This window comes from Streptomyces sp. NPDC050617 (assembly GCF_040654795.1).
Lineage (GTDB): Bacteria > Actinomycetota > Actinomycetes > Streptomycetales > Streptomycetaceae > Streptomyces.
Window position 1 is genome coordinate 59,272 of the sequence record NZ_JBFAIS010000009.1, and the last position, 23,350, is coordinate 82,621.

General features: G+C 70.7%; 20 protein-coding genes. 9 read left to right on the top strand and 11 right to left on the bottom strand.

Annotated elements, in window-relative coordinates; translation table 11 throughout:
- The first annotated feature begins 11 nt into the window (after nucleotides 1-11).
- The gene (locus tag AB0I49_RS14510; protein ID WP_363227279.1) at nucleotides 12-593 is read left to right on the top strand and encodes an HD domain-containing protein; all 582 of its coding nucleotides are present in this window, start codon (nucleotides 12-14) and stop codon (nucleotides 591-593) included.
- Between the two features lie 107 nt (nucleotides 594-700).
- Here AB0I49_RS14510 and AB0I49_RS14515 read toward each other — a convergent pair whose 3' ends face one another.
- Nucleotides 701-1,471, bottom strand: coding sequence for a MerR family transcriptional regulator (locus AB0I49_RS14515; RefSeq protein WP_363227280.1), 771 nt, complete (start codon nucleotides 1,469-1,471; stop codon nucleotides 701-703).
- A gap of 316 nt (nucleotides 1,472-1,787) precedes the next feature.
- Here AB0I49_RS14515 and AB0I49_RS14520 point away from each other — a divergent pair, with 316 nt between their 5' ends.
- From AB0I49_RS14520 to AB0I49_RS14530, 3 genes are all read left to right on the top strand, one after another.
- Nucleotides 1,788-2,744, top strand: coding sequence for a hypothetical protein (locus AB0I49_RS14520; protein WP_363227281.1), 957 nt, complete (start codon nucleotides 1,788-1,790; stop codon nucleotides 2,742-2,744).
- A 266-nt stretch (nucleotides 2,745-3,010) separates the two neighbouring features.
- The gene (locus AB0I49_RS14525) at nucleotides 3,011-4,462 is read left to right on the top strand and encodes an amino acid permease (protein WP_363227282.1); all 1,452 of its coding nucleotides are present in this window, start codon (nucleotides 3,011-3,013) and stop codon (nucleotides 4,460-4,462) included.
- A gap of 194 nt (nucleotides 4,463-4,656) precedes the next feature.
- Nucleotides 4,657-5,532: a GNAT family N-acetyltransferase gene (locus tag AB0I49_RS14530; RefSeq protein WP_363227460.1), complete on the top strand. Its 876-nt coding sequence runs from the start codon at nucleotides 4,657-4,659 to the stop codon at nucleotides 5,530-5,532.
- A gap of 9 nt (nucleotides 5,533-5,541) precedes the next feature.
- Here the strand turns inward: AB0I49_RS14530 and AB0I49_RS14535 are convergent, their stop codons facing one another.
- Together AB0I49_RS14535 and AB0I49_RS14540 are read right to left on the bottom strand one after the other, a co-directional pair.
- On the bottom strand, nucleotides 5,542-7,416 hold the full coding sequence (locus tag AB0I49_RS14535) for an asparagine synthase-related protein (protein WP_363227283.1): 1,875 nt from the start codon (nucleotides 7,414-7,416) through the stop codon (nucleotides 5,542-5,544).
- Nucleotides 7,417-7,763: 347 nt separating this feature from the next.
- Nucleotides 7,764-7,910: a lasso RiPP family leader peptide-containing protein gene (locus tag AB0I49_RS14540; protein WP_363227284.1), complete on the bottom strand. Its 147-nt coding sequence runs from the start codon at nucleotides 7,908-7,910 to the stop codon at nucleotides 7,764-7,766.
- Between the two features lie 82 nt (nucleotides 7,911-7,992).
- Here AB0I49_RS14540 and AB0I49_RS14545 point away from each other — a divergent pair, with 82 nt between their 5' ends.
- Nucleotides 7,993-8,364, top strand: a complete 372-nt coding sequence (locus AB0I49_RS14545) for a hypothetical protein (RefSeq protein WP_363227285.1) — start codon at nucleotides 7,993-7,995, stop codon at nucleotides 8,362-8,364.
- A gap of 143 nt (nucleotides 8,365-8,507) precedes the next feature.
- The gene (locus tag AB0I49_RS14550) at nucleotides 8,508-11,747 is read left to right on the top strand and encodes a BTAD domain-containing putative transcriptional regulator (RefSeq protein ID WP_363227286.1); all 3,240 of its coding nucleotides are present in this window, start codon (nucleotides 8,508-8,510) and stop codon (nucleotides 11,745-11,747) included.
- Between the two features lie 480 nt (nucleotides 11,748-12,227).
- Here AB0I49_RS14550 and AB0I49_RS14555 read toward each other — a convergent pair whose 3' ends face one another.
- A complete protein-coding gene (locus tag AB0I49_RS14555) occupies nucleotides 12,228-13,604 on the bottom strand; it encodes a carboxylesterase family protein (RefSeq protein ID WP_363227287.1) in 1,377 nt (458 codons plus the stop codon).
- Between the two features lie 112 nt (nucleotides 13,605-13,716).
- Between AB0I49_RS14555 and AB0I49_RS14560 the strand changes: the two genes are divergently transcribed.
- Entirely contained in the window at nucleotides 13,717-14,727 is a 1,011-nt protein-coding gene (locus AB0I49_RS14560; RefSeq protein WP_363227288.1) for an AsnC family transcriptional regulator, read from the top strand.
- Here AB0I49_RS14560 and AB0I49_RS14565 read toward each other — a convergent pair.
- The 4 genes from AB0I49_RS14565 to AB0I49_RS14580 form a co-directional block, all read right to left on the bottom strand.
- Nucleotides 14,696-15,943: a sigma-70 family RNA polymerase sigma factor gene (locus AB0I49_RS14565; RefSeq protein WP_363227461.1), complete on the bottom strand. Its 1,248-nt coding sequence runs from the start codon at nucleotides 15,941-15,943 to the stop codon at nucleotides 14,696-14,698. The genes AB0I49_RS14560 and AB0I49_RS14565 overlap by 32 nt on opposite strands.
- A 45-nt stretch (nucleotides 15,944-15,988) precedes the next feature.
- Nucleotides 15,989-16,405 (bottom strand): YciI family protein, encoded by a 417-nt coding sequence (locus tag AB0I49_RS14570; RefSeq protein WP_363227289.1) that lies wholly within the window; start codon nucleotides 16,403-16,405, stop codon nucleotides 15,989-15,991.
- A 147-nt stretch (nucleotides 16,406-16,552) separates the two neighbouring features.
- The gene (locus AB0I49_RS14575) at nucleotides 16,553-17,254 is read right to left on the bottom strand and encodes an amino acid transporter (protein WP_363227290.1); all 702 of its coding nucleotides are present in this window, start codon (nucleotides 17,252-17,254) and stop codon (nucleotides 16,553-16,555) included.
- 155 nt (nucleotides 17,255-17,409) lie between these two features.
- Complete coding sequence (locus AB0I49_RS14580) at nucleotides 17,410-17,985, bottom strand: helix-turn-helix domain-containing protein (RefSeq protein WP_363227291.1); 576 nt, start codon at nucleotides 17,983-17,985, stop codon at nucleotides 17,410-17,412.
- Nucleotides 17,986-18,245: 260 nt separating this feature from the next.
- Between AB0I49_RS14580 and AB0I49_RS14585 the strand changes: the two genes are divergently transcribed.
- Complete coding sequence (locus AB0I49_RS14585; protein ID WP_363227462.1) at nucleotides 18,246-19,847, top strand: MFS transporter; 1,602 nt, start codon at nucleotides 18,246-18,248, stop codon at nucleotides 19,845-19,847.
- Here the strand turns inward: AB0I49_RS14585 and AB0I49_RS14590 are convergent.
- Nucleotides 19,754-20,296 carry a GNAT family N-acetyltransferase gene (locus AB0I49_RS14590; protein WP_363227292.1) on the bottom strand — a complete coding sequence of 181 codons (543 nt, stop codon included), beginning with the start codon at nucleotides 20,294-20,296 and terminating at the stop codon, nucleotides 19,754-19,756. The two genes, AB0I49_RS14585 and AB0I49_RS14590, sit on opposite strands and share 94 nt — an antisense overlap.
- A 93-nt stretch (nucleotides 20,297-20,389) precedes the next feature.
- Entirely contained in the window at nucleotides 20,390-21,799 is a 1,410-nt protein-coding gene (locus AB0I49_RS14595) for a carotenoid oxygenase family protein (RefSeq protein ID WP_363227293.1), read from the bottom strand.
- 190 nt (nucleotides 21,800-21,989) lie between these two features.
- Here AB0I49_RS14595 and AB0I49_RS14600 point away from each other — a divergent pair, with 190 nt between their 5' ends.
- Nucleotides 21,990-22,511 (top strand): ATP-binding protein, encoded by a 522-nt coding sequence (locus tag AB0I49_RS14600; protein ID WP_363227294.1) that lies wholly within the window; start codon nucleotides 21,990-21,992, stop codon nucleotides 22,509-22,511.
- Nucleotides 22,512-22,572: 61 nt separating this feature from the next.
- Here AB0I49_RS14600 and AB0I49_RS14605 read toward each other — a convergent pair whose 3' ends face one another.
- Nucleotides 22,573-23,235 carry a TetR/AcrR family transcriptional regulator gene (locus tag AB0I49_RS14605; protein ID WP_363227295.1) on the bottom strand — a complete coding sequence of 221 codons (663 nt, stop codon included), beginning with the start codon at nucleotides 23,233-23,235 and terminating at the stop codon, nucleotides 22,573-22,575.
- Nucleotides 23,236-23,350 lie beyond the last annotated feature (115 nt).

Consider the following 23,350-nt stretch of genomic DNA (forward strand, 5'->3'; position numbering starts at 1 on the left):
GGAGTCCGACGGTGGCTGACGACCTGTCCGCGGTGGCGCGCTTCCTGTACGAGGCGGGGACTCTGAAGCAGACCAAGCGCACCGGTTGGTGGATGGCCGGCGTACGCGACCCGGAGTCGGTGGCGGAACACTCCTGGCGCACCGCTCTGCTCGCGACGGTCATCGCGAGACTCGAAGGCGCCGACCCGGCGCGGGCCGCCTGCCTCGCGGTGTGGCACGACTCCCAGGAGACGCGGACCGGTGACGTGAACCACCTCGGGAAGAAGTACGCCGCCGGGGCCGATCCGGAGGCGGTCACCGCCGACCAAGTGGCCGGCATGCCCGAGGTCCTGGCCGCGACCGTACGGGAACTCGTCGCCGAGTACGAGGGCAAGGAGTCCCCCGAGGCGGTCTGTGCCCGGGACGCCGACAAGCTGGAGTGCATGATCCAGGGCATCGAGTACAAGGCCCAGGGGTACGGGAACGCACAGCGGTGGATCGACAACAGCCGCGGCCGGCTCACCACGAAGTCGGCCAACGCACTCGCCGACGCGGTACTGGCGACCGGGTCTCTGGACTGGCTGCGCACGGCACTCGGGGAGAAGCGGAACTGACGCCGGGGCGCGCCCCGTTCGCCGGCGGAGTTCCGGCGGACCGGCCGGGCTCGGGCTGGCGGGCAGGTTGGGGCCCGCCCCCGGCCCGGCCGGTCACCAAGGCTCCGTCAGCTCAGCCGCTCCTCCGCGTACACCGCCATCGCCGCGCGCTGGTAGTCGGCCAGGCCGGGGGCGATCTTGTCGTAGTTGGCGCGCATGCGGGGGTCTTCGGCGTAGGTCTGGCCGAGGCCGTTGTAGGACTCGGCGTTCGGGGTCCAGAAGCGGCAGATGCCCTGGTAGTGGGTTTCCATTTCGGCCTGGACGGCGGGGTGGGCGGCGGGGGCGCCGGTGGCCATGAGGTCGGCGAGGCGGATCAGCTGGGCTGTCACCTCGCGCTGCCACTGCTCCTTGTCCGCGTCCGTCATCGCGCCGACGGCCTGCCGGGACTCCTCCCACGCCGCCGGCCAGCGCTCGCGCACCTCGGCGTCGTAGTCGTGGGAGTCGGCGGGCTCGAAGCCCTCGAAGAGGTTCTCGGGGCGGTTGATCTTGATCATGCCGTTGTCGTCCTTGTCTTCCTCCAGTTCGGCGATGGTGCGCTCGACGGTGCGGCTGAGGGTGTCCAGCCGGTCCCGTTCCGCCAGCAGGCGGCGGTGGTGCTCGCGGAGTACGGTCACCCGGTCGGCCGGACTGTCGAGGGCCGCGCGGATCTCGCGCAGCCCCACGCCCAACTCCCGCATCAGCAGGATCTGCTGCAGCCGCAGCAGACCGGCCTCGTCGTAGTAGCGGTGCCCGTTGCTCCCGGTCCGCGCCGGTGGCAGCAGGCCGATCTCGTCGTAGTGCCGCAGCGTCCGGGACGTCACCCCGGACATCCGGGCCACGTCCGCGATCGACCAGGCCATGCCCTGCCTCCCATCGCCGGGCCGGTCGTTCCGGCCCTGCGGACGACCGTAGAAGTTGCCGTTGCGTCAACCGCAAGTCTGGCACCCAACGGGGTGGCATATGCCAAAAGCATAGGCAAACCCGCTGGGTACGGATAAGCGGAAGAAACCCTAAACGGTGTGGAACCAGATATTCCAGGCGACTAGTTTCGATACGCCTTAGCGATGAGTAGGGTATGGCCCGCTGCTGGTGGATCTTGCGTAATAGATCCGATTGAATTCAGTACGGACGGGACGTACGCATGACTGGTGCCGTCGTGGGGATCGGGAGGGGATCGTGGCTGTTGACGCGTTCGAAGGGCAGTACGTGTGGCGTCCGGCGGCCGATGATCGTCAGTTGGCGCGGGCATGTATGGATGTGCGAACAGGACGGTATCTGAGTGCGCACGAGGCGCTGAAGGACGCACGCGGAAAATTCGACCTCCGGGCGCACCGCTCTCTGGTACTCGCGTCCGAGGCGGCGGACTCGGATCTGGCCGAGCGGTGGTTAGCGGAGGAACCGGGGGCGGAAGCGGCACTGCTGTGGGCGCGCGTGGCGATGCTCCGCGCCCTGCGGATGGCCGACGCCCACGACCGGCGCCAGGGGGCGCTCGTACGGATAGCGCAAACGGCCTGCGAACGAGCGGCCGAGATGGCCCCCGAAGACCCCACGCCATGGGTGATACAGCTCGCGCTGGCCCGGCTCCAGAAGGCGCGCGACCCCGCTCCGCAAGGGCTGCTGACCGCGCCGCCCGGCCCCTGGTATCTCTTCGCGCACATTCTGCGGCTCGACCCCTGGAACCGCGAGGCGCACCACCGCTTCCTCTCGTACTTCTTCACCCGGCACGGCGGGTCCGCCAGCGCGCGCTGGGACGTCGCCTCCTTTCTGAGCCAGCGCGCCCCGGCGACGTCCGCGCTGCGCCTGCTGCCCCTGGTGGCACTGGTCGAGGACTACGACCGCAACGCGCTGCTGGCCGACCGCACGTGGGAGCAGGCGCAGTGGCGGGCGACCGCGATGGGCATTTACCACACCTGGTTTCCGCAGGTCGCCGAATACCCCTTCACGCCCGTACTCGACCTGGCATATCTCGCGCACGCGCTCTACATGGCGAAGTGCGAATTCGAGGCCCGCGAAGTCTTCACCGCCATGGGCCCGTACGCATCCCGGATGCCCTGGAGCGCATTCGGCGAACCGGAGGAGCAACTGACCAAGGCAAGACGTTCGTGCGGACTTCCCGTGCCCAGCACCTCCTGACGATCCATCCATTGTTGAGCCCATGTTTCCCATAACGTTTTCCGACTCGTTCACGGGATTGGTCCGTTCACGGGATATCCGCCGTAGAGAGAAGTCCGCCATAGCGATACGAACCTCACTCCCGGGCGTTCCATAGATTTCATCCGCTCCCCACTCCTCTCCTCAGAAAGGCCACGGTTGTGCCCGAGCGCACGTCCCTATCCCGCTCGACATCACGTCACGAGCCGGCCGCCGACGCACTCGACGACGATGCCACCCTGCACGCCATGGGATATCCACGAAAACTCACCCGGAGATTCCGGGCCTTCGACAACTTCGCGATATCCTTCACCATCATCAACATCATCTCCGGGATCTTCTCCTCCTTCGGTTTCGGGATGAACGCCGGCGGCCCCTCGATACTCGTCTTCGGCTGGATCGGCGTCTCCGTCATGGTGCTGTTCGTCGGCGCCTCGATGGGCGAGATCGCCTCCGCCTATCCGACCAGCGGCGCGCTGTACTTCTCCGCCGGCAAGCTCGCCAAGCGGCACCGCGGCGCCTGGTCCTGGTACACGGGCTGGCTCAACTTCGTCGGGCAGGTCGGCGGGACGGCCGCCACGAACTTCGCCGCGGCCACCTTCATCCAGGCCTTCATCTCGATGCAGTGGCCCTCCTACCAGGCGACGGCCCAGCACACGGTCGCCATCACCGCCGTCATCCTGCTGATCCAGGCGCTGGCCAACACCTACACCGTGCAGCTGGTCGCCGTGCTGAACCGGATCTCGGTGTGGTGGCTGCTCGTCGGCATGGTGATCATCGTGATCACCCTCGTCGTGATCCCCACGCACCACCAGCCCGCCTCGTTCGTGACCCATTTCGCCAACAACACGGGATTCACCAGCGGGTTGTACGGCGGAATGCTGGGCCTGCTCGTCACGAGCTGGACCTTCACGGGATTCGACGGCAGTTTCCACATGTCCGAGGAAACGGTGCAGGCCACCGTCAACGCCCCCAAGGGCATCATGCGCGCGATCGCCTACTCCGCCATCGCCGGGCTCATCCTCATGCTCGCGCTGATCTACGCGATCCGCGATTACGCGCACGAAGCGAGCGCCACCGCGCCGCCGGTGCAGATTCTCATCGACGCGCTCGGCACGGGCACCGCCAAGCTGCTGCTGCTGATCGTCATCGGCGCGATGCTCTTCTGCGGGCTGGCCAACATGACCAGCAATACCCGGCAGATCTTCGCCTTCTCCCGCGACGGCGCGATGCCCGGCTCCCGGTGGTGGCATTCCGTGTCGCCCCGAACACGCACACCGGTCAAGGCCGTATGGCTCGCCGCCGCCTGCCCGCTGGTGCTGGTCATACCGGGCTGGTGGTCGCACACCGCGTTCACGGCCATTGTGAGCGTCAATGTCGTGGGGCTCTTCCTCGCCTACGGCGTGCCGATTTTCCTTCGGCTGCGGCTGAACGACTTCCAGCCCGGCCCCTGGAATCTGGGCCGTTACGGCAAGCTCGTCGCGGGCGTCGCCGTCACCTGGATCGTGATCAGCAATGTGCTGTTCATGCTCCCCCAGGCGTCCCCGATCACCCCCACCTCCTTCAACTACGCGCCGATCGCGCTCGCGGCGGTGCTGCTGATCGCCACGGTCTGGTGGTTCGCCACCGCCCGCCGGCGCTTCCAGGGGCCGGTGAGCTACGGCAGCCCCGACGAGGTGGCCGCCATGGACCTGATCTGACCTGATCGGATCCGGGCTCGACCGGACCGGACTCGACTGGCCCGGACTCGACTGGCCCGGACCGGATCGAACCAGATCCGACCGCACCAGACCCGAACGCACCGGACGAGACCGGGTCGTGCTGACGCGGACCGCGTCGGCTGCGACCAGATGCCTGACACCCCGTCAATCACGTGAAGGGAACCACCGAAGACATGCACCCCCTCGGCGAACTCACCGTCAGTACCGCGTCGCTGGACGAATGGCACCAGGTGGCGAAGTGGGCCGCCGAGGAGGGGTGGAACCCCGGCCGCGACGACACGGCCGCCTTCCACCCGATCGACCCCGCGGGCTTCTTCATAGGCCGCCTGGAGCCCGGCGCCCCGCCCGTATCGTCGATATCGGTCGCCAACTACTCGGACCAGTACGCGTTCCTGGGCTACTACATGGTCCACCCCGACCACCGCGGGCAGGGCCTGGGCCTGGCCACCTGGCGCGCCGCCTTCCCGCACGCCGGCGCCCGGACCGTCGGCCTGGACGCGGTACCGGCGCAGCAGTCCACGTACAAGCGGGCCGGGTTCGAGGCCGTACACGACACGATCCGCTTCGTGGGCCGCCCACGCGGGGGCGACGGCGGCGCCGGCCGTACGGGCACGGGCGCGACCACCCCCGTCACCCCGGACCACCTCGACGCCATCGCCGCGTACGACCGGCGGTGCTTCCCCGCCGACCGGCGCGGTTTCCTCACCCGCTGGCTGACGGCCGACGGCCATACCGCACACGTGCACCTGCGCGACGGGCGGATCGCCGGGTACGGAGTGATCCGTCCCGCCCGCGACGGCCACCGCATCGGCCCGCTCTTCGCCGACGACCGCGAGACCGCCGAGGCGCTCTTCGACACCCTCACCGCCGGTCTCGGGCCGGGAGAAACGGTTGCTCTCGACGTGCCCGAGCCGCAGCGCGCCGCCCACGACCTCGCCGTAGCACGCGGTCTGGCGCCCAGCTCGCACACCGTGCGCATGTACGCCGGGCCCGCCCCGTCGGTAGACGCCGCACGCACATACGGCGTCACCAGCCTCGAACTGGGCTGAACGACGACGTCAGTGCGCAGCTGAGTCGATGAGGGGCTCCTCGTCCGGATGGCGTGGGGGGAGGGTGAGATAGGCGGGTACGGGGTGGGCGGCCACGTCGCGCAGCCATGCCTCGACGCCCAGGGTTCTCTCCAACTCGGCGCCGCCGCTGGTCTGAAGGCCGGGGCTGAGCAGAGCGCGTCGCAGCCCGTCTTCCTCCGCGATGCCCGCGGCGACCAGGTGCGACGTCTCGGCCCATTCGGCGAGTTGGCGCCGGTGCTCTCTGATGCCGCGGTACCACTCGATCTCGCAGTGGTCCTTGGTGGTGCGCAGCAGGAGGTGCTCGGGCACCAGGCCCCTCATCGCAGCGGCCAACAGGGGTTTGTAGGACCAGGGGTGGCCCGCTTGGTGGGAGCGTACGGACAGGCAGGCGTCCAGCACCGTGTCGTCGCAGAAGGGGCTGTCCGCCGGCAGTCCGTCGGCCGTGGTGTCGTCGGTGATGAGCCCGGCGATTCTTCCGGCCTCGCGCATCTGGTGGATCCAGGCGTGTCGGGAGAAGTCGGCGGCCAGCGGGGCCGTCTGCTCGGCGGCGGAGCGCAGCAGTGTGGCGAACTGGTCGGCGGCCCGGGTGCTCGCCCACTGTGGAAGTGTCGGCCGCGGCCCCCAGGTCTCGCATGTGGGACGGGGAGCAGCGGCTTCGCGGAGCCTGCCCGTCGCCGTGTTCAGCCAGTCCGGATAGGAGCCGCCCCTCAGCAGCACGCGGGCGGTCGCGCCCAGCGGCCAGCGCCGTTGCGCTTTGAACCCGGCCGTATGCCGTAGCGCCAGTGCGGGATCGCGGCGCAGCAGGGCATGGATGTAGGAGGCGGGGGGCACGACGGCGTGGTCGCCTCCGTGCCCCATGAGGCGCGACGGCGCTCCCCGGGCACGCAACGCGCGGGTGATGTGCTGCTGGATCTCCCGGTCCCGCAGTGCGGGGGAAGGCTCCTCCTGGGGGTCCCGGCGGCGCTCCAAGCCCGCGAAGCAGGAGGGCAGTTCGGCGGACGGAAAGACCAGGGACTCGACGTCGGGCAGGCGGTCCGCCGCGTACCGGGCGTAGTGCTGGTCCTCGTTGCCCGGTGCTTCCCAGTGCAGGGTCGCGGTGACCAGCGATGCGCCGGCCTCGGCGGCCAGGAAGCACAGGGAGGTGGAGTCCATGCCGCCGGACAGGTCCGCGGCGAGCACGTGTCCGGGGCGTACCCGCAGGGCGACCGCGTCGCACAGCGCCTTACGCAGCGCGAGCGCCGCCTCGGCCAGAGGCAGTCCGGCCTCCGGCGCCTGCCACCACGCGACGGTACGGCAGCTTCCCCCGGGTTCCAGGTGCAGTGCGTGACCCGGTGAGACAGTCTCCACTCCGCTCCACATCGCCGCGCCCGCCAGCGGGTGCGGCAGGACCGGGGCGAGGCGGGCGGCGAGTTGGGCGGTGTCCGGCTCGGCGTCGGTGAGCCAGGCCAGCGTGCGCGCCCGGTCAGCGCACACCGTCACACCATCGACTACGGCCCGGTGAACGCGACAGGCCCCGGAGGCGCTCCCGCGCACATAGCCACGCCCGTTCAGGGACGCGATCACATGGAAACTGCCGTGCACGCCGCGCAGCGCGCCCTCCACGTCCGCGACCGCGCTCACGTCCCTCACGCGAGCTTGAAGGTCTGTGGCGGTCGCCGAGGACGTACCCGCCACGGCCAGCAACCGCTCGCCCGCCGACGCCACCACCATCCGCTCCGGAGCCCAGTCGCCCACCAGCCACGGCCGCCCCGACGGGTAGCGCACCACCCTGCCGACTCGGGGTCTCAACCGGGTCAGCAGACCGGGCGGCAGTTCCTGATCCGGAACCACGATGAACCAGCTCCGCGAGGTACCACTCGCCATACTCAGCTCCTCATGCCTGTCGCTCGGCCCGGCCCCCGCACACTGCCCCGCCCCACGGACACCCACGGCCTGACAGCGCCCCCGCGTCCCGCCGGTTGGACCCCGCAGCGCCGTGACCCCAGCCATGTAGCGGCGGACGAAGCTGGGGCCCCGTCCCTTGTGCTGGAATCGGGTCGGGGCATGGCTTCTCTTGGCGTACGAGTCTGAATACCGAGGCAGGCGGACACAGCGAAGACGCCCCCGCCGCCCCAGCCCGGAGGCCAAGGCGGCGGGAGAAGATCTCGAACTGTCCAGCGGTGGGTGCCGGTTCGGACCGAGATGGTCGAGACCGACGCCTATGAAACCGGTCAGCACCAGTAATAGAGGTTGTACACACCTTCGGGACATCCCGTGAACGAGGCGCCCTGAGTGGCTTCGGCGAACTCGCCCACCTCGGCCAGCTGCGGCGGTTCGTAGACGTCCTCGGGTTCGATGTTCACCAGCGTTTCACGCACGGCACTCACCTCCATCGGATGGGAAACGGAATCTCCGTCTCCTCTCATTCAGTAGGGCAGGCCGCGCGGAGCCTGACCAGAGATGCCCGACCCAGTCCACCCGTGTGAGGTACCGGCGCGCGAGGCACAACACCAGCCGGAACGCACACTGAGCGCCCTCACGTCCGGCGAGGCAAAGATCAACTCACCCGAAGAGGTACGCGACGGCGCGCTCCGGGCGAACGACAGCCCCAGCTACGCCCACACCACCGGCAAGACCACCCTCCCGCCGTGCGCGGCCGACATCATCCCCGCCCACCTCGCCGGGCCGTACGCCCTGCGGTGCTCGACCCCCGACCACTCCACCCTCAGCCCGCGCCTGGACGTCCTCACCGACCGGCACCGACGCCGACACCAGCACCTACTGACACACCTCATGGCAGAACCACTGACATCCAGTGGCAGGCTTCGCTGACGTCCCGATGGCAGACGACAGCCCCGCCCCGGGTCGTTTCGGCCAAGAAAATGAATCAAGTAGTGGTGTCTGGTTGCCTTTGTTGAAGGTGTGCCATTCTTTGGTAAAAGGAGAGCGGAGCGGACCCGGCGAAGGGAACGCTGGTGGATTTCGAAGTTCTCGTCCTGGGCCCCGTCGACCTGCGGGTATCTGGCCGCCACGACGGCTTGGGCTCTGCCAAGGGCCGTACGCTCCTCGCCGCCCTGGCGGTCGACGCGGGGCGGCCGGTTCCGCTCGACACCCTCATCCACCGGCTGTGGGACCATCGCCCACCGGCCAAGCCGCGCGCGAGTTTGCACGCATATGCGTGCAAACTCAGGCGCCGGTTCCGCGATGCCGACGGCTGCGATCGCCTCGTCCAGCAGGCCCACGCGTACGCGCTCGACATTGACCCGGACACCGTCGACTGCCACCGCTACCGCCGACTGACGGCGCAGGCACGCGCCGTCGCCGACAGCGGCGACGACACCCGGGCCCTCGCCCTCTTCCAGCGGGCTGAGGGCCTGTGGCGGGGCGAGCCGCTCGCCGGTCTCACGGGCTTGTGGGCCGACAGCATCCGCGCGAGCCTGGAGGAGCGCCACCTCGCCGCCATCCTGAACCGCGCCTCCGTCGAGTTGCGCATGGGCCGCTACGCCGACCTCGTGGGCGACTTGTCGATGCTGCTGGAGCAACACCCCACCGATGAGACCTTGGTTGGCATGCTCATGGCCGCCAACTACGGCTGCGGCCGCCAGGCAGACGCCCTACGCACATACGAAGCCACCCGCCGGCGCCTCAGCGAGGAACTCGGCACCGACCCCGGCGAACCCCTCCGCCGCGTCTATCAGCTCATCCTGAACCAGGCCCCGGCGCGGGAGCTGCTCGCACCGACGCGGCCTCCGGCTGCCGCGACGACTGCCGTCGGGAAGGAATGCGGGGCTGGGTTTGAGACTGGGGGCGCACCCTCACCCACCAACTTGCCGACGCACGCGGAACTGGTCGGCCGGGAGGCCGAGTTACGGACCATCGTGGACTCGGCGTCCGGGGCTTCCTCCAACGGCGCACTCCGTGCCGGCGGCGCGCCCGGCTCAGGCGGCGCGGTCATCGCATTGCAGGCCATTTCGGGCATGGCCGGGGTCGGCAAGTCCCTGCTGGCGCTGCATGCCGCGCGGCGACTCAGCGCCCACTATCCAGGGGGCCTGATTCATCTGGATCTACGCGCCCACTCCCCCAACGGGCAGCCATTGACGCCCGCCGCGGCCCTCACCACGCTCCTGCGGCTCTTCGGAGTGGAGTCGGCCGGGGCGCCACGCAGCCTGGACGAACTCACCTCCCGCTGGCGCACCTTGCTGAGTTCGCGACGCGCGGTGATCATCCTGGACGATGCCGCCGGGCCCGCCCAGATCCGGCCGCTCCTACCCGCCGGCTCATCCTCGCTGATCATCATCACCAGCCGTCGCCGCCTGGCGGGCGTACCGGGTGTGCGTCCGGTCTTCCTGGACCTGATGCCGCACGACGACGCCATCACGCTGTTCACGGAACTGGTCGGAACCGAGCGCACCACACGCCACGAGGAAGTGGCTGAGATAGTGCGCTTATGCGGCCATTTACCGCTCGCGATCGAACTCGCCGCAGGCCGGCTGATCTCTCGCCCCTCGTGGACCACGCGCCATCTGATACAGCGGCTTTCACGCAGCCGTGGCAGACTCGATGAAATCCGGGACGCGCATACCGACATAGCCCGAGTGTTCGAGTTGTCCTATAACGCTCTGACCACTGACGAGCGGACGGTTTTCCGCCTCCTCGGGCTCCGGCTCGGACCGACATTCGACGTGTACGCCGCCGCGGCCCTCACGGGCCTGACCCTCGACCGGACCGAGCGCGTCCTGGAGAGCCTTCTCGACGCGCATCTCCTCCAGGAACCGACGGCTGACAGGTTCACCTCGCATGATCTTCTGAGTGAATACTCCCTTACACTCGCCGCCCAAGATCCGGCGGAGGAACGGTCCTTGGCGCGGAAACGACTGATCTCCTATTACCTCGCCGCCGCCGACGAAGCAGACCGGCTGATCCATCCGCGACGTCCGAGGCTCGGCATTGGCCACGAGTTCACTCCGGATCAACTCCCCTCATGGGAAGGGCCTTCAGAGGCGAAATCTTGGCTGACGGTGGAGCACGGCGCCTTGATAGCGGCAGAGGCGTACGCACGCTCGCATGGAAATCCCTGCCAGGCCGCCCAGTTCGGCCACGTACTCGCTGCCTTTCTGGACGCGGACGGGTACTGGGCCGAGGGCGAGGACATCCACCAGCACGCAGCGCAGCACTGGCGCACGGCCGGCGTCCCGCAGGCGGAGGCCAGGGCCCTGGCGGACCTCGCCACCACGCAAGCCCACGCCGGACGTTACGCGCAGGCGGCGGCAGCATGCGAGCGCGCCCTGTCCCTGGCCCGCGCGGTCGGCGACACCAGCACGGTGGCGGATGCGCTCCAGCAGTTGGCCGTACTCCACTGGTATCGCGGCCAGTCCCTTTCCATGCTCTCGGTGGCACAAGAGGCGCTGGAGCTCAGCGTAGGTTCAGGCGATCGCTGGAACGAGGCTCGCAGCCGAAACAATATGGGCATTGCCCAGCTGCACCTGGGAAATCCGTCGGAGGCGCTGCGGGACTTCCAGGAGGCGCTGACCCTTTTCCGCGCAGAAGAGGACGAACGCGGACAACTTCAGGCGCTCAACAATAGTGCGGAGGTTCAGCTTCATATCGGAGAGCGGGAATCGGCGAGGCAATCCTTTACGGAGTCACTCGCCATAGCCCGCAAGTCCGGCAGTCGAGCCGAGCAAGGGATGGCTCAGCTGAACCTCGCGAACGCTTTTCGACTGCCGGAAGAGCTGAATGAAGCCTTGCAGCGATACCAGTCAGCCCTGATTTGCTTTCGCAATCTAGGTGACCGTCGCAACGAAACCATCACGGTAATCGGGATCGGTATCGCCCTATATGAATCCGGGCAGTATGAAGAGTCCGCGAATCATCACCGAAACGCCCTGGAATTGGCGCGCGGCATCGGCGCGGGCCTGGAAGAAGGACAGTCGCTCCGCGGCCTGGGAGCGGCAGAGCGCCGGCTCGGCCATGCAACTGCGGCAGCCGACCATCTGACAGCCGCCCTGAAGATCGCATGCGAGATCCACTCCCCTGAGGACGAAGCCAGGGCCTGTGCGGAGCTCGCCGAGGTTCGGGCGCAGACAGGCCGACGCGAGGCCGCGCGGGCACTGTGGCAGCGAGCCCGGCGTCGCTTCGAAGGTCTGGACCCGTCCGAGTGCGAGCGCCTGGACCGTCGGATCGGCGAGTTCAAGGCGGAGGGCCCGGAGGCCTAGCCCTCGAACGAGAGCCAACAGGGCAGGAGCCCTGACGGATACCGCTTGACCCGCTCTGCACCCCACCTTTGAACCGCCTCTTCCCTGTGGTTTGCATCACCGAGATAGGACTGCTTAGCATCCTGCTTGTCCTACTCGAGGACGCAGCCCAGAAGAGAGCAAAAGGTACACGTGGATGCAGCCTCCGTCCCTCCGGCCGCTGAATACCGGATCGTCTCGCCGGTCTTGCATTCCGAGCACTCCTCGGCCCTTCACGCCGACCCTCAAAAAGGTGCCCCTTACAAAGGTTTGATACGCATCATAGTCAAGGACCGTCACCCCCGGTCCCAGGCGCCCGAGGTGTGCATGCCGTCCGCACAACGGAACGGCCCCTCGTCAGAAAGTCGCGGCAACCACGCCCCGCCACTGACGGAAAAAGACATTTAGCAACAGACGAAGAGCGGGCCGCCAATTCATCGGAGGCCCGCTCTTCACTCACCCCTACCCGAACCGCTTCACCCCGTGAGCCTCCCAGGGCTCCAGTCCCTCGCCGTTCGGGGAGCCCGTGGATACGAAGGCGGCGAGGGCGGAGGCGAAGGTGGTGGAGAGGGTGTGGTCCGACGGGGTGGGGTGGCCGAGCATGGGGCTGCCGGCGAAGGCTTCGAAAGTGCCGAAGAGGAAGGGGAGTTCGGCGCAGTGGGTGGCGCCCAGGTCGGAGCCGCCCGGTGCTTCGCGGTCGAATTGGTAGACGTACGCCGGGGTGCCCTGTTCGGCGCGGGCCGCGGCGATTTCCAGGGCGGGGGTGCGCATCACGCTGTCCGTGAGGGGCTGGGTGTGGGGGCCGGCTCCTACGAAGGCCGTCATTTCGTCCTTCACCGTGCCGATCAGCAGGCCGGTCTCCCCCAGGTCGCCGTTGGCCACCGCCTGCGGCAGCGGGCTCGACGGCATTCCGGCGCCGCCCAGGACCGGGTACAGGGGCGGGTCGATGTGGCCCGATACGGCCAGGTCGGCGGAGAGTTGGGCGTAGGCGGCGAGGAGGCGTTCCACCGGGAGGTCGCGGAGGGCGTCGCCGGGGTTCGGGGCGCCGGCCACGCCGAGGAGGCGGGCCAGCGCCGCCGTGTGGTCGGTCGCCTCGGCCGGGTCCTGCGGTTCCATGCCCCACGGGCCGCTCTGGGCGATCACGCCGCGGATCAGCGGGCGGGTCTCCGGTACGAGCGCCAGGGCCAGGGACGAGTACGCGCCCGCCGACTGGCCGCCGACCGTGATCGCCTCCGGGTCGCCGCCGAACGCCTCGGCGTTGGCGCGCACCCAGCGCAGCACCGCCGCCTGGTCGCGCATGCCCAGGTTGTCGGAGTCCGGCTCCGGCAGGTGGAGGTAACCCAGCGGTCCCAGACGGTAGTTGGCCGTCACGACCACGATGTCGCCCAGGGCCGCCAGCCTCCCGCCGTCGTACCAGTCCCAGCCTCCCGACCCCGACGTGAAGCCGCCCCCGTGGAACCACACGAGGACCGGGCGGCGGCCGGAGGCCGCGTCGCGCAGCGCTCCCGCCGGGGTCCATACGTTCAGGTTGAGGCAGCCGTCCTCCGCCCAGTTCGGGGTGCGCTTGCCCATCACCGCCTCCAGCCGCGAAGCGTTCTGCGGCACGGACGGGCCCGGTCGCGCCGCGTCGCGGGGCTCCGACCAGCCCTCGTGCGGCCGCGGCGGCGCGAAGCGCAGCTTCCCCACCGGTGACGCCGCGTACGGGATGCCGCGGAAGGCCGCCACCGGGCCCTCCGTCACCCCGCGCACCCGGCCCCGGTCCGTGGTCACGACCGGTCGTCGCTCCCCGTCCGTCACCGCTGCGTCCGTCACCACGTCCGTCGCCGCGCTGTCCGCCATGGCTGTCACCTCTCCTGTGCACCGGTCTCGTGATCGTTCTACGGGCTCTCCGCCGGTTGTGGCCATGATTCTCCGTCGCGGAGAAGAAATCCGGACACCAAAACGGCCTAGCATGCCGAATGTGCGCCACTCCCTCGACGATACGGACCGTCGGATCACCGCCGTCCTCCTCGCCTCGCCCCGTGCCTCCTGGCGCACCGTGGGCGCGTGTCTGGGCGTCTCCGAGCGCACGGTCGTCCGCCGCGCCGCGCCGCTGTTCCACGACGGCACGTTGCGGGCGACCGCCGTACGGAGCCCGGCCCGGTTCACCGGGCTCGTACCGATGGCCCTGCGCATCCGCTGCCGCCCGCAGCGCATCCGGGCGGTCGCCGCGACGCTGGCGCGCCGGCGCGACACGGTGTGGGTGGACATCATGGGCGGCGGCGACGAGATCTGCACGATCACGTTCCTGGAGGGGCCCGACGCCCGTAACGCGCTGCTGCTGCGCGATCTGCCCGCCACCGCCGCCGTGGACTCCTGGACCGCGCACAGCCTGATGCGCGTCTACCCGGCGTCGCTCCGCTGGACGGCCGGGCTCCTGACCTCCGAGCAGCTCGCCTTCCTCTCCCCCGAACCCGGCCCCGCTGCCGAACCCGCCACCGCCGCCGCCAGGGAGCCCTCGCCCGTAACCGCAGTCGACGACGCGCTCGTCGAGGCGCTGGCCGCCGACGGGCGGGCCACGTACGGGGAGTTGGGGCATCGCGCGGGCGTCTCGGCGCTCACCGCGCGGCGCCACCTGGACGCGCTCGTACGCGACGGGTCCGTACGGCCCGCCACCGAGGTGGATCTCGCGCTGCTGGGCGTCCACGCCGAGGCGCTGCTGTGGATCACGGTGGCGCCCGGCGGGCTGGAGGCGACCGCGCGGGCGCTGAGCGACCATCCGCAGGTGCGGTTCGCGGCGGCCACCACCGGGCAGGCCAATCTGCTGGTCGCGGTGGCCGCCGCCGATCTCGACGCGCTCTACGCCTTCCTCACCACCGCGGTCGGCGCGCTGGAACTGATCACCGGCATCGAGACGGTCCCGATCCTGGCGACCGTCAAGCGGACCGGGATCATCCGGCGTTCCCCGCACTCAGCCTGGTAGCGCGCGCCTGGAGGTAACGGCGTTCCGGCAGGCTGGCGGTGCGGCGCGCGGCCGACTGGTAGGCGGACCGCGCCGCTTCCCTGTCCCCCGCCCGCTCCAGCAGGTGGGCCCGTACCGCGTCGAGCCGGTGGTGTTCGGTCATCCGCGCGTCGGCGTCCAGGGTCGCGAGGAGGCCGAGCCCGGCCCGCGGGCCGTGGACCATCGCCAGCGCGACGGCGTGGTTGAGCGTGACCATGGGGCCGGGCGCGACGCGTTCGAGCAGCCGGTAGAGGGCGAGGATCTGCGGCCAGTCGGTGTCCTCGGACCGTTCCGCCTCGTCGTGGAGCGCGGCGATCGCCGCCTGGAGCTGGTACGGGCCGGCCGGCGTGCGGGACGTAAGTGCCCGCTCGACCAGCGCGGTTCCCTCGTCGATGGCGTCGCGGTCCCACGCCCCGCGGTCCTGCTCGGCGAGCGGTACGAGGTCGCCGTCCGGGCCGGTACGGGCCGGGCGGCGGGCGTCGGTGAGCAGCATGAGGGCCAGCAGCGCGGCCACCTCGCCGTCCTCCGGCAGGAGCCGCCGGACCGCGCGGGTCAGCCGGATGGCCTCGCCGGACAGTTCGGCCCGTTGCAGACTGCTGCCCGACGTGGCGGTGTACCCCTCGTTGAACAGCAGGTAGAGGGTCTGGAGGACGGCGGCCAGGCGCTCTTCGCGCTCGGGGTGGTCCGGCTGGGCGAAGGGGACCCCCGACGACTTGACGCGCTTCTTCGCCCTGCTGATCCGCTGCGCCATCGTCGCCTCGGGTACGAGATGGGCGCGCGCGATCTCCGCGGTGGTCAGGCCCGCTACGGCGCGCAGCGTCAACGCGATCTGCGCGGCCGGGGTGAGTTCGGGGTGGCAGCACAGGAACAGCAGGGTCAGGGTGTCGTCCTCGGACGGCGCGCGCCCCTCGCCGGGCGGCGGCGCGCTGAACTCGTCGCGCGGCGTCAGGGCGGCGGCGTTCTCCTCCCGGCGGCGGCGGGCCTCTTCGGCGCGCAACTCGTCGGTCAGCCGGCGGGACGCGACGCGGATCAGCCAGCCGCGCGGGTTGTCCGGCCTGCCCCGCTCGGGCCACTGGACGGCCGCGGCGAGCAGCGCCTCCTGCACCGCGTCCTCGGCGGCGTCGAAGTGCCCGTACCGCCGTACGAGCGCGCCGAGGACCTGCGGCGCCAGGCTGCGCAGCAGGTCCTCGTCCCCCATGGCGTCACCGCTCACGGTCCGGCCCCGGTATCCCGTCGCCGCTCCTCACATCTCGTCCGCACACACCTCTCCGATCGGCTGCACCACCACCGGGTAGTTCGGCGCGCCCTCCGGCATGGGGCAGGCGTACGCGCGGGCCGCGATCTCGGTGGCGCGCTCGATGTTCTCGACGTCGACCACCCAGTACCCGCAGAGGACCTCCTTGGCCTCCCCGTACGGCCCGTCCGAGACGACGGGCGTGCCGTCCTTCGCCGCGGTGACGAGCTTGGCCTGGGAGGGCTCGGTGAGGCCCTGCGCGTCGATCAGCTCGCCCGACTCGGCGAGGTTGTCGTTGATCGCTCCCATGTGGGCGTACATCGCCTGCGTGTCCTTCTCCGTCCACGCCGGTTCGCCGGGGGCCGGGGAGCCGCTCATGGCGTCGTAGTCGGACTGCTTGCCGAGCAGCATGATCAGGTACTTCATCGTCCTCACCGTTTCCTCTCGCGCGGACGCCCGGCGGGCGGACGCCTCGTTCCGACGCCCGGTGGGCGCCTCTCACAGGAGACGTCGGAGCGGGCGGGCCGTTCTCGACACCTCGCCGTCGGAGATTTTTCGCGCCACCCGAAAGGCTCACCGGACTCGCTCGATGCCCGCCGCGGCCACCCGCCGTGACCAGGGATGACGCCCGTACGTACGGTCCAGGGCCGCCACCAGCCAGCGCCGGGCCCCCGGGGAGAGCACCGGCAGCGCCGCGGCGAAATCCTCCTCGTCCTTCGGGCGGGGGTCCCTCGCCTTGTAGTACAGCTGCACCTCGGGCGCCAGATACGGAACGGACTCGGGCGTCAGCGCGCCGAGCGCCTCGACGGGGCGGCGCACCCGGCTGTCGCGGTGCGAGATCCACTCCGTGCCCGTGCCGTCGCTCTCGTCGAGCATGACCTGAATGCGCCAGGGCTCGGCGGGGCCGGGGCGGCACCAGATGTCGTGGACGTGGTCCGGCAGGATCTCGCCCGCCGCCCAGGGCCGGAGGGCGCCGGGCGGGTCGGCGGCCCACCACTGCCAGCCGGGCAGCGCGCGCTGCGCCGCGAGCTGGTCGCGGCGCAGCAGCAGGACGTCGATGTCGCCGTGGTCCCGGAAGGCGCGGCCGACGGCGAGTTCGACGGCGTACCCGCCGGCAATCCACCACGGCGCTCCGCGCACGGGCCGGGACGAGCCCGCGACCCCGGCCGGGCCTGCGGTCCCGGCCAAGCTCGCGGTCCCGGCCGAGAAGAGGGCGGCCACTTCGGGCAGGGGCGCGGGTTCCCAGCGCCCCCATGGTGTGTCGGTACCTGTCATGCCGACATCCTCGGGTACGAGCGGCCGTTGGCCGCTGGTTCGCCCGTACCGGCCCGGATGCGGCCGGACACATGCCCCGCGACGCCTGCGCGGCGTCGCGTCGCGGGAGAGCGGGACAGTGCGTTCCAGGGCGAGTGCGTCCAGGGCGCGGTCGCTCACCGTCCGTGGGCGGCGACCGCCTGTTCCGCGGCCGCGCGTACGTCGTAGTCGGCGCGGGCCGACGCGATCTCGGCCTGGTGCCGCTCGGTCCAGGTGACGAGGGACTGGATGGTGGCGTGCAGGGTCGCGCCGAGCGGCGTGAGGGCGTAGTCCACGCGCGGCGGCACCACGGGGTGGACGGTGCGGCGTACGAGCCCGTCGCGCTCCAGTTGACGCAGCGTCACCGTCAACATGCGCTGGCTGATGCCGTCGACCTCGCGGCGCAGCTCCGTGAAGCGCAGCGAACGGCGGTCCAAGAGGGCGATGACCAGCAGGGACCACTTGCCCGCGATGCGGTCGAGGATCTGGCGGACCTCGCAGTCCTCCCTGGTGTCCCACTGCCGGGCGTCCCACTCGCAGACCTCGTCGGTGCACTGGTCAAGATCGCCGCAGCCGTCGGGTTCGCCGCGTTCGCCAGGGTCGCCGCACTGCCCAAGGGCGTCCTCGGTACCCGCAGGTGCGTCCTCGGTACCCGCAGGTGCGTTCTCGGTACCCGCGAGGTCAGTCGGTGACTTTGAAGTGCCTTCTTCCACAGTGGGCCATGGTTCCCCAGGATGGGGCTGGTTACAAGAGAGAACCGACTTCCTCGGAGGCTCCGCCTCGGCCCGTCGCGGCCGTCGCAGCCCTGCCCCGGCGAACCGCCCCGCTCCAAAACCCCCATCCGCCCCCGAGGTCCCCACCCATCCCGAGGAGCCGACCCGTGCCTACCCCCTCCCCCGAACCGCCCGACTCGACGGAACCGGGCCCAGGACCGGGACCAGAACCGGGACGGGGACCCGGCGGCGACGCCCTCATCAGCGGTCGCGCCCGCGCCGTGCTGCTCGTGCTCTGCGGCGCGATCTTCCTTGAGGGTGCCGACCTGGCGATGATGAACGTCGCCCTGCCGTCCATCCGCGCCGATCTGGGCCTGTCCACCGGCTCCCTCCAGTGGGTGATGAGCGGGTACGTACTCGGCTACGGCGGCTTCATCCTGCTCGGCGGGCGCACGGCGGATCTGCTCGGGCGGCGGCGGATGTTCCTGCTCTGGCTCACCGTGTTCCTGGCCTTCTCCGGGCTGGGCGGCCTCGCGAGCGACGGCTGGATGCTCCTCGTGGCCCGCTTCGTGACGGGTGTGGCCGCCGCCTTCACCGTGCCCGCGGGGCTGTCGATCATCACCACGATGTTCCCCGAGGGCCCGCGCCGGGCCAAGGCGCTGTTGATCTACGCGGGGACGTCGGCGGGCGGCTTCTCGCTCGGGCTGGTCGTGGGCGGGCTGCTGACGTCGATCGGCTGGCGGTGGGTGTTCTTCGCCCCTGTCGCCTTCGCCGCCGCGATACTCCTCGCCGCCCTGCGCCTCATCCCGCACGAGCCCCGCACCGGGCCGGGCCCCGCGGGTCCGGGGTCCGTACGGGGCTTCGACCTGCCCGGCGCGGTGAGCGTGACGGGGGCGATGCTCCTGATCGTCTTCGCCGTGGTGCGGCTGGAGCACGGCACCGAGGAACTGGGCCGCACGCTCGGCGCGTTCGCCGCGGGCCTCGCGCTGCTGGGGGTGTTCGTGGTCGTCGAAAGGCGGTCGGCGGCGCCGCTGGTACGGCTCGGGGTGCTCCGGTCGGGTCCGCTGATCCGGGCGAATCTGGGCGCGATGATGTTCGTCGGTTCGTTCTTCGGCTTCCAGCTTCTCGCCGTCCTCTACCTCCAGGAGCAGCGCGGCTGGTCGGCGATGCGTACGAGCCTGGCCCTGCTGCCGCTCGGCGTCGACGCCGTGCTGGCGCCGACGCTCACGCCGCTGCTGGTGCGGCGGTTCGGGAATGTGCGAGTGATCCTCGGGGGGCTGGTGCTCGCCATCGCGGCGTACGCGCTGTTCCTCCCGCTCGGCGCGGACTGGTCGTACGCGCTGATGGCTCCGGCCTTCCTGCTGATCGGGCTCGCCTTCGCGCTGAGCTACGGACCTCTCACCATCGCGGCCACGGAAAGCGTCCCGAGATCCGAACAGGGGCTCGCGGGCGGCCTGTTGTACACCTCGACGCAGTTCGGCGCGGCGCTCGGGCTCTCGGTGGCCTCCACCGTCGACGTCGCCTTCACGGGCCCCGGCCACGCCCCCGGCGCCGCGCTGGAGGGGCTGCGGGCGGCGCTGGTCGTACCGGTCGTCGCGGCCGTGATCGGCGCGCTCGTCACAGCCACGGGCCTGCGGCGGCGTACGCGCGGACCCGGGCCGGTCGCCGGAGGCGGAACCGGCACGGGCATCGGCACCAGCAGCTACGCCGCCACCGAACCCGAACCCGAATCCGAATCCGAATCCGAATCCGCCACAGGATGCCGAGACTACGAACCCACATCGCGTCTCCACGCCTCCAGTTCGGGTCTCCTTCCTCCCGGCGACAGCTCCCCGAACTTCGTCCATCCCCAGGATCGGTAGGCCGTACGGGCCGGGATGTTCGACGGCTCGACCAGTACGGTCACCAGTTGGGCGGTGCTGCGGGCGAGCAGTTGCTCCTGAAGGCGGGTGGCGACGCCGTTGCGGCGGAACGCGGGGAGGACCATGAGTTCGGCGATGGCGAAGACCCTGCCGAGCGCGGTGAGTTCCTCGATCTCGTGCGAGACGCCGCCTCGGAAGCCCTTCCAGAACTCGCCGTCGCGATCGGGCGGGAAGCCGTAGACGCAGCCGGCCAGGCCCGCGCCGCCGGCGATGACCATGTCGAAGCCGGGCCGCTTGACGTCTTCCTCGAACCGGTCGAGGAACCCCCGCCGGTCGTGGAACTCCTGGCCGGTCACCCCGCGGTACGCCGCCCCGTACAAGTCCGCGACGGCCTCCCGCTGCTGATCGGCCTGCCATCGCGTCAGGCGCCGCAAGTACACCTCGGTCATGCGTTCCTCCCCGGCCGTGCCCTGAACCGCCCATGCCCTGATTCGCCCGCGCCCGGCACCGCCCCCCGGCCGTCGTCGTCGGTCCGCGGAGCGTCAGCCCGCGTCCGGCAGCCAGTTGCCGTGGAAGCCGATCGGCACCCGTACCGGCAGGTGCACCCGTGCCACCGGGTCGCCCGCGATGTCCTGAGCGGAGAGTACGACGAGATCGCTCGCGCCGCGCTCCGGATCGAAGACATACGACAGGAGCCAGCCGTCGTCCTCGGCGGAGTCCGGGCTCGCGGGCACGAAGACCGCCTCGCCGCAGTCCTCTCCCGGCGCGTTGCGGCGGATCTCGCTGGTGCCGCGCTCCAGGTCGTACTTGACCAGCCCCGCGCCCACCCGGCCGGCGCCGGTCGGGGCCTCCTGTCCGGTGAGGTGCAGGCGGGCGGCGCCGCCCCCGTAGCCCTCCGTCGGGGCCAGGACTCCGTAGCCGTACCGGTGCGGCGCGGTGTGCCGGCGCGGGTCGATGCGCGGGAACTCCATCGGCCGGTCGTCGAGCCGTTCGCACGCCACGGACCCCGCGGCGAGGTCGACGGTCCACCGCTCCAGCAGCGGCACGGACTCGTCGGGGCCCGTGCTGCCCTTGCCGAAGAGCCGGTCGTAGCGGGCGAGGCGGACGGTGATGCGGCCGTTCTCCTCGTAGGCGTTCATGGGGTGGAAGACGAAGCAGGGGTCGATCTCGAACCAGCGGACGTCCGCCGCGTCGCCGTCGCGCGGCAGCACGCCCAGCCGGGGCTGCCGCTCGGGGTCCCAGACATAGGGGAAGCTCATGCCCTCGGCCGCCGACTGGGGGCTGAAGACGACGGGCAGGTCGTAGAGGAGCACGTGGGAGCCGGTGAGCGAGAAGTCGTGCATCATCGGGCGGCCCTCGACGGGGATGTCCACGGAGCGCCGCACCCGCCCGTCGGCGCCGACGACGATGTACGTCACGTACGGGTACGCCCAGCAGTACGCCACCGCGTGCAGTTCCCCGTTGGCCGGGTCGATGACGGTGTGCGCGGCGAAGCCGCCCCGGAGGGTGCCGCCGAAGTCGTGCGGGCCGATGGTGTTCAGCTCGCCGTCGAGCTCGTACGGCAGCGGGCCGCTCTCGACGGTGGCGAGGTAGCGGCCGGCGAAGCGGATGATGTGCGTGTTGGCCGCCGCGTCCATGTCGAGGTGGCGGGGGCCGTGCGGCAGCTTCTCGCCGAGCCGCAGGGCGACGGCGTCGCTGCGGACCCAGCGGTTGCGGTACCACTCGGCCCGGCCGCCGCGCAGCCGCACGCCGTGCACCATGCCCTCGCCGAGGAACCAGTGGTGGGCGGCCGGGTCGTCCACGTCCATCGGGTTGGGCCCGTTGCGGAGGTACCGGCCGTTAAGCGCGTCGGGGAGGCGCCCGGTGACCGGCAGCCCGCGGGCGGTGACCTCCTCGGCCACCGGGGCGTACAGGCCGCTCAAATACGGGTTTCCATGGTCCGTACGATCCATCGTGACCGCCTCCTCCGAAGCTTTCCCCCGCGTTCCCTCCACCGTCCAGCGAATCCGCGGTTCCGTCGAGTGCGCGCTGCGCATACCCTCGTCCTCCGGAGCGCTCATGAGCCGCTGATCGCTGGGTAAGCGTTCCTCGGGTGAGAATCCCTTGAACGAGTTTTCGGCGGAAGAGAAGAGGCGGCGGCACATGGTGGTCATGGAGTCCCAGCAGTCCGACGCCGCTGGGGCCCGCCTCGTCGCGGCGGAGTTCCTGGCCAGCGACTGCCCGTGGGCGGACCGGGACGCGGTGATGCTCGTCGTCTCGGAGCTGGTCACCAACGCCATCCGGCACACTTCCGGCTGGTGGCGGCTGTGCCTGCGGGCCTGCCAGGGCCGGCTGGTGCTGGAGATCGACGACTCCAGCACCGTCCAGCCCGTACCGCGCGCGCCGGACCTCGGCGGGGGCGGCGGCCTCGGCTGGCACATGGTGCAGCGGCTGGCGACCTGTCTCGAAGTGGATCCGCACGCCGCGGGCAAGACGGTGCGGGCGACGTGGCTGCGGCCCGCGGGGACGGGGATACCGCAGCCGGCCGACGGGTTCCGGGAAGACGGTTTCCGAGAGGACGGCTTCCGGGAGAACGGCTTCCGGGAGAACAGTCGCGATGACGGCTCTCGGGACGACGGCTTCCGCGATGCGGAGGAACGGGCGGTTCAGCCGCTGAATCAGTGACGGCTGCGGGCCTCCGGCCCGACCGTCACCGCCCCCCTGCCTCTGCCCTCGCGCCCTCGCCCTAGCCCTCGCCCCCCAGCAGATCGTCCAGCTCGGCCGCGAACAGCAGGGCGGGGTCGAAGCCCATCCCGGTGAAGTGGCCCGCGAGCTCCAGGGACACCGCTCCGTGCAGGCGCGTCCAGAACGCCAGGACCCGGCGGAGCGCCGCGGGCGAGGCGTGCCCCTCGGCCCACTCCCGGTGGCTCTCCAGGTGCGTCTCGAACGGCGTCGCGGGGCCGCTCTCGGGGAGGGCGGCGAAGGCGGCGAGCATGCACGTCATCACCTCGTCCGCGATCTGCGTGATCTCTCCGGGAGCGTGATAGCCGGGTACGGGCGTGCCGAAGACGAGGAAGTACCGCTGCGGGTCGGCCAGCGCCCAGGCGCGCATGGCGTGGGCCAGCGCGACGGGGTCAGGGCCCGCCTCCACCGCCGCCTGGACGGTGTCGGCGAGGCTGCGGTACGCGTCCCTGATCAGCTCGGTGATCAGGTCGTCGCGGCTGGCGAAGTACCGGTAGAGCGCGGGCCCGGTCATGCCCATCTGCTTGGCGACGGCGTTGAAGGAGAGCGCGGACGTCCCCGCCTCGGCCATCTGCCGCCACGCGCATTCCTTGATCTCCGAACGCACCCGGGCGCGGTAGCGCTCGCGCGGGCTCGTCTTCGTGCCGTTCTCCGCCGCCTCCACCATGCCCGCCGCCGCCTTCCCGCCCCTGTTTCGCCGTGAGCCGCTACCAGCCACCATCAGCCGCTTATCGGCTCAAGTATTAGTTAGAAGCTATCACGCACCCCCTTGACGGCCGCAT

What these genes read in the sequence shown, in the direction of transcription:
- AB0I49_RS14515 (WP_363227280.1), bottom strand. Translation starts at nt 1,471, where the DNA reads ATGGCCTGGTCGATCGCGGACGTGGCCCGGATGTCCGGGGTGACGTCC.
- AB0I49_RS14525 (WP_363227282.1), top strand. Translation starts at nt 3,011, where the DNA reads ATGGGATATCCACGAAAACTCACCCGGAGATTCCGGGCCTTCGACAAC.
- AB0I49_RS14530 (WP_363227460.1), top strand. Translation starts at nt 4,657, where the DNA reads ATGCACCCCCTCGGCGAACTCACCGTCAGTACCGCGTCGCTGGACGAA.
- AB0I49_RS14535 (WP_363227283.1), bottom strand. Translation starts at nt 7,416, where the DNA reads ATGGCGAGTGGTACCTCGCGGAGCTGGTTCATCGTGGTTCCGGATCAG.
- AB0I49_RS14545 (WP_363227285.1), top strand. Translation starts at nt 7,993, where the DNA reads ATGCCCGACCCAGTCCACCCGTGTGAGGTACCGGCGCGCGAGGCACAA.
- AB0I49_RS14555 (WP_363227287.1), bottom strand. Translation starts at nt 13,604, where the DNA reads ATGGCGGACAGCGCGGCGACGGACGTGGTGACGGACGCAGCGGTGACG.
- AB0I49_RS14560 (WP_363227288.1), top strand. Translation starts at nt 13,717, where the DNA reads ATGCCGAATGTGCGCCACTCCCTCGACGATACGGACCGTCGGATCACC.
- AB0I49_RS14565 (WP_363227461.1), bottom strand. Translation starts at nt 15,943, where the DNA reads ATGGGGGACGAGGACCTGCTGCGCAGCCTGGCGCCGCAGGTCCTCGGC.
- AB0I49_RS14570 (WP_363227289.1), bottom strand. Translation starts at nt 16,405, where the DNA reads ATGAAGTACCTGATCATGCTGCTCGGCAAGCAGTCCGACTACGACGCC.
- AB0I49_RS14575 (WP_363227290.1), bottom strand. Translation starts at nt 17,254, where the DNA reads ATGACAGGTACCGACACACCATGGGGGCGCTGGGAACCCGCGCCCCTG.
- AB0I49_RS14590 (WP_363227292.1), bottom strand. Translation starts at nt 20,296, where the DNA reads ATGACCGAGGTGTACTTGCGGCGCCTGACGCGATGGCAGGCCGATCAG.
- AB0I49_RS14595 (WP_363227293.1), bottom strand. Translation starts at nt 21,799, where the DNA reads ATGGATCGTACGGACCATGGAAACCCGTATTTGAGCGGCCTGTACGCC.
- AB0I49_RS14600 (WP_363227294.1), top strand. Translation starts at nt 21,990, where the DNA reads ATGGTGGTCATGGAGTCCCAGCAGTCCGACGCCGCTGGGGCCCGCCTC.
- AB0I49_RS14605 (WP_363227295.1), bottom strand. Translation starts at nt 23,235, where the DNA reads ATGGTGGAGGCGGCGGAGAACGGCACGAAGACGAGCCCGCGCGAGCGC.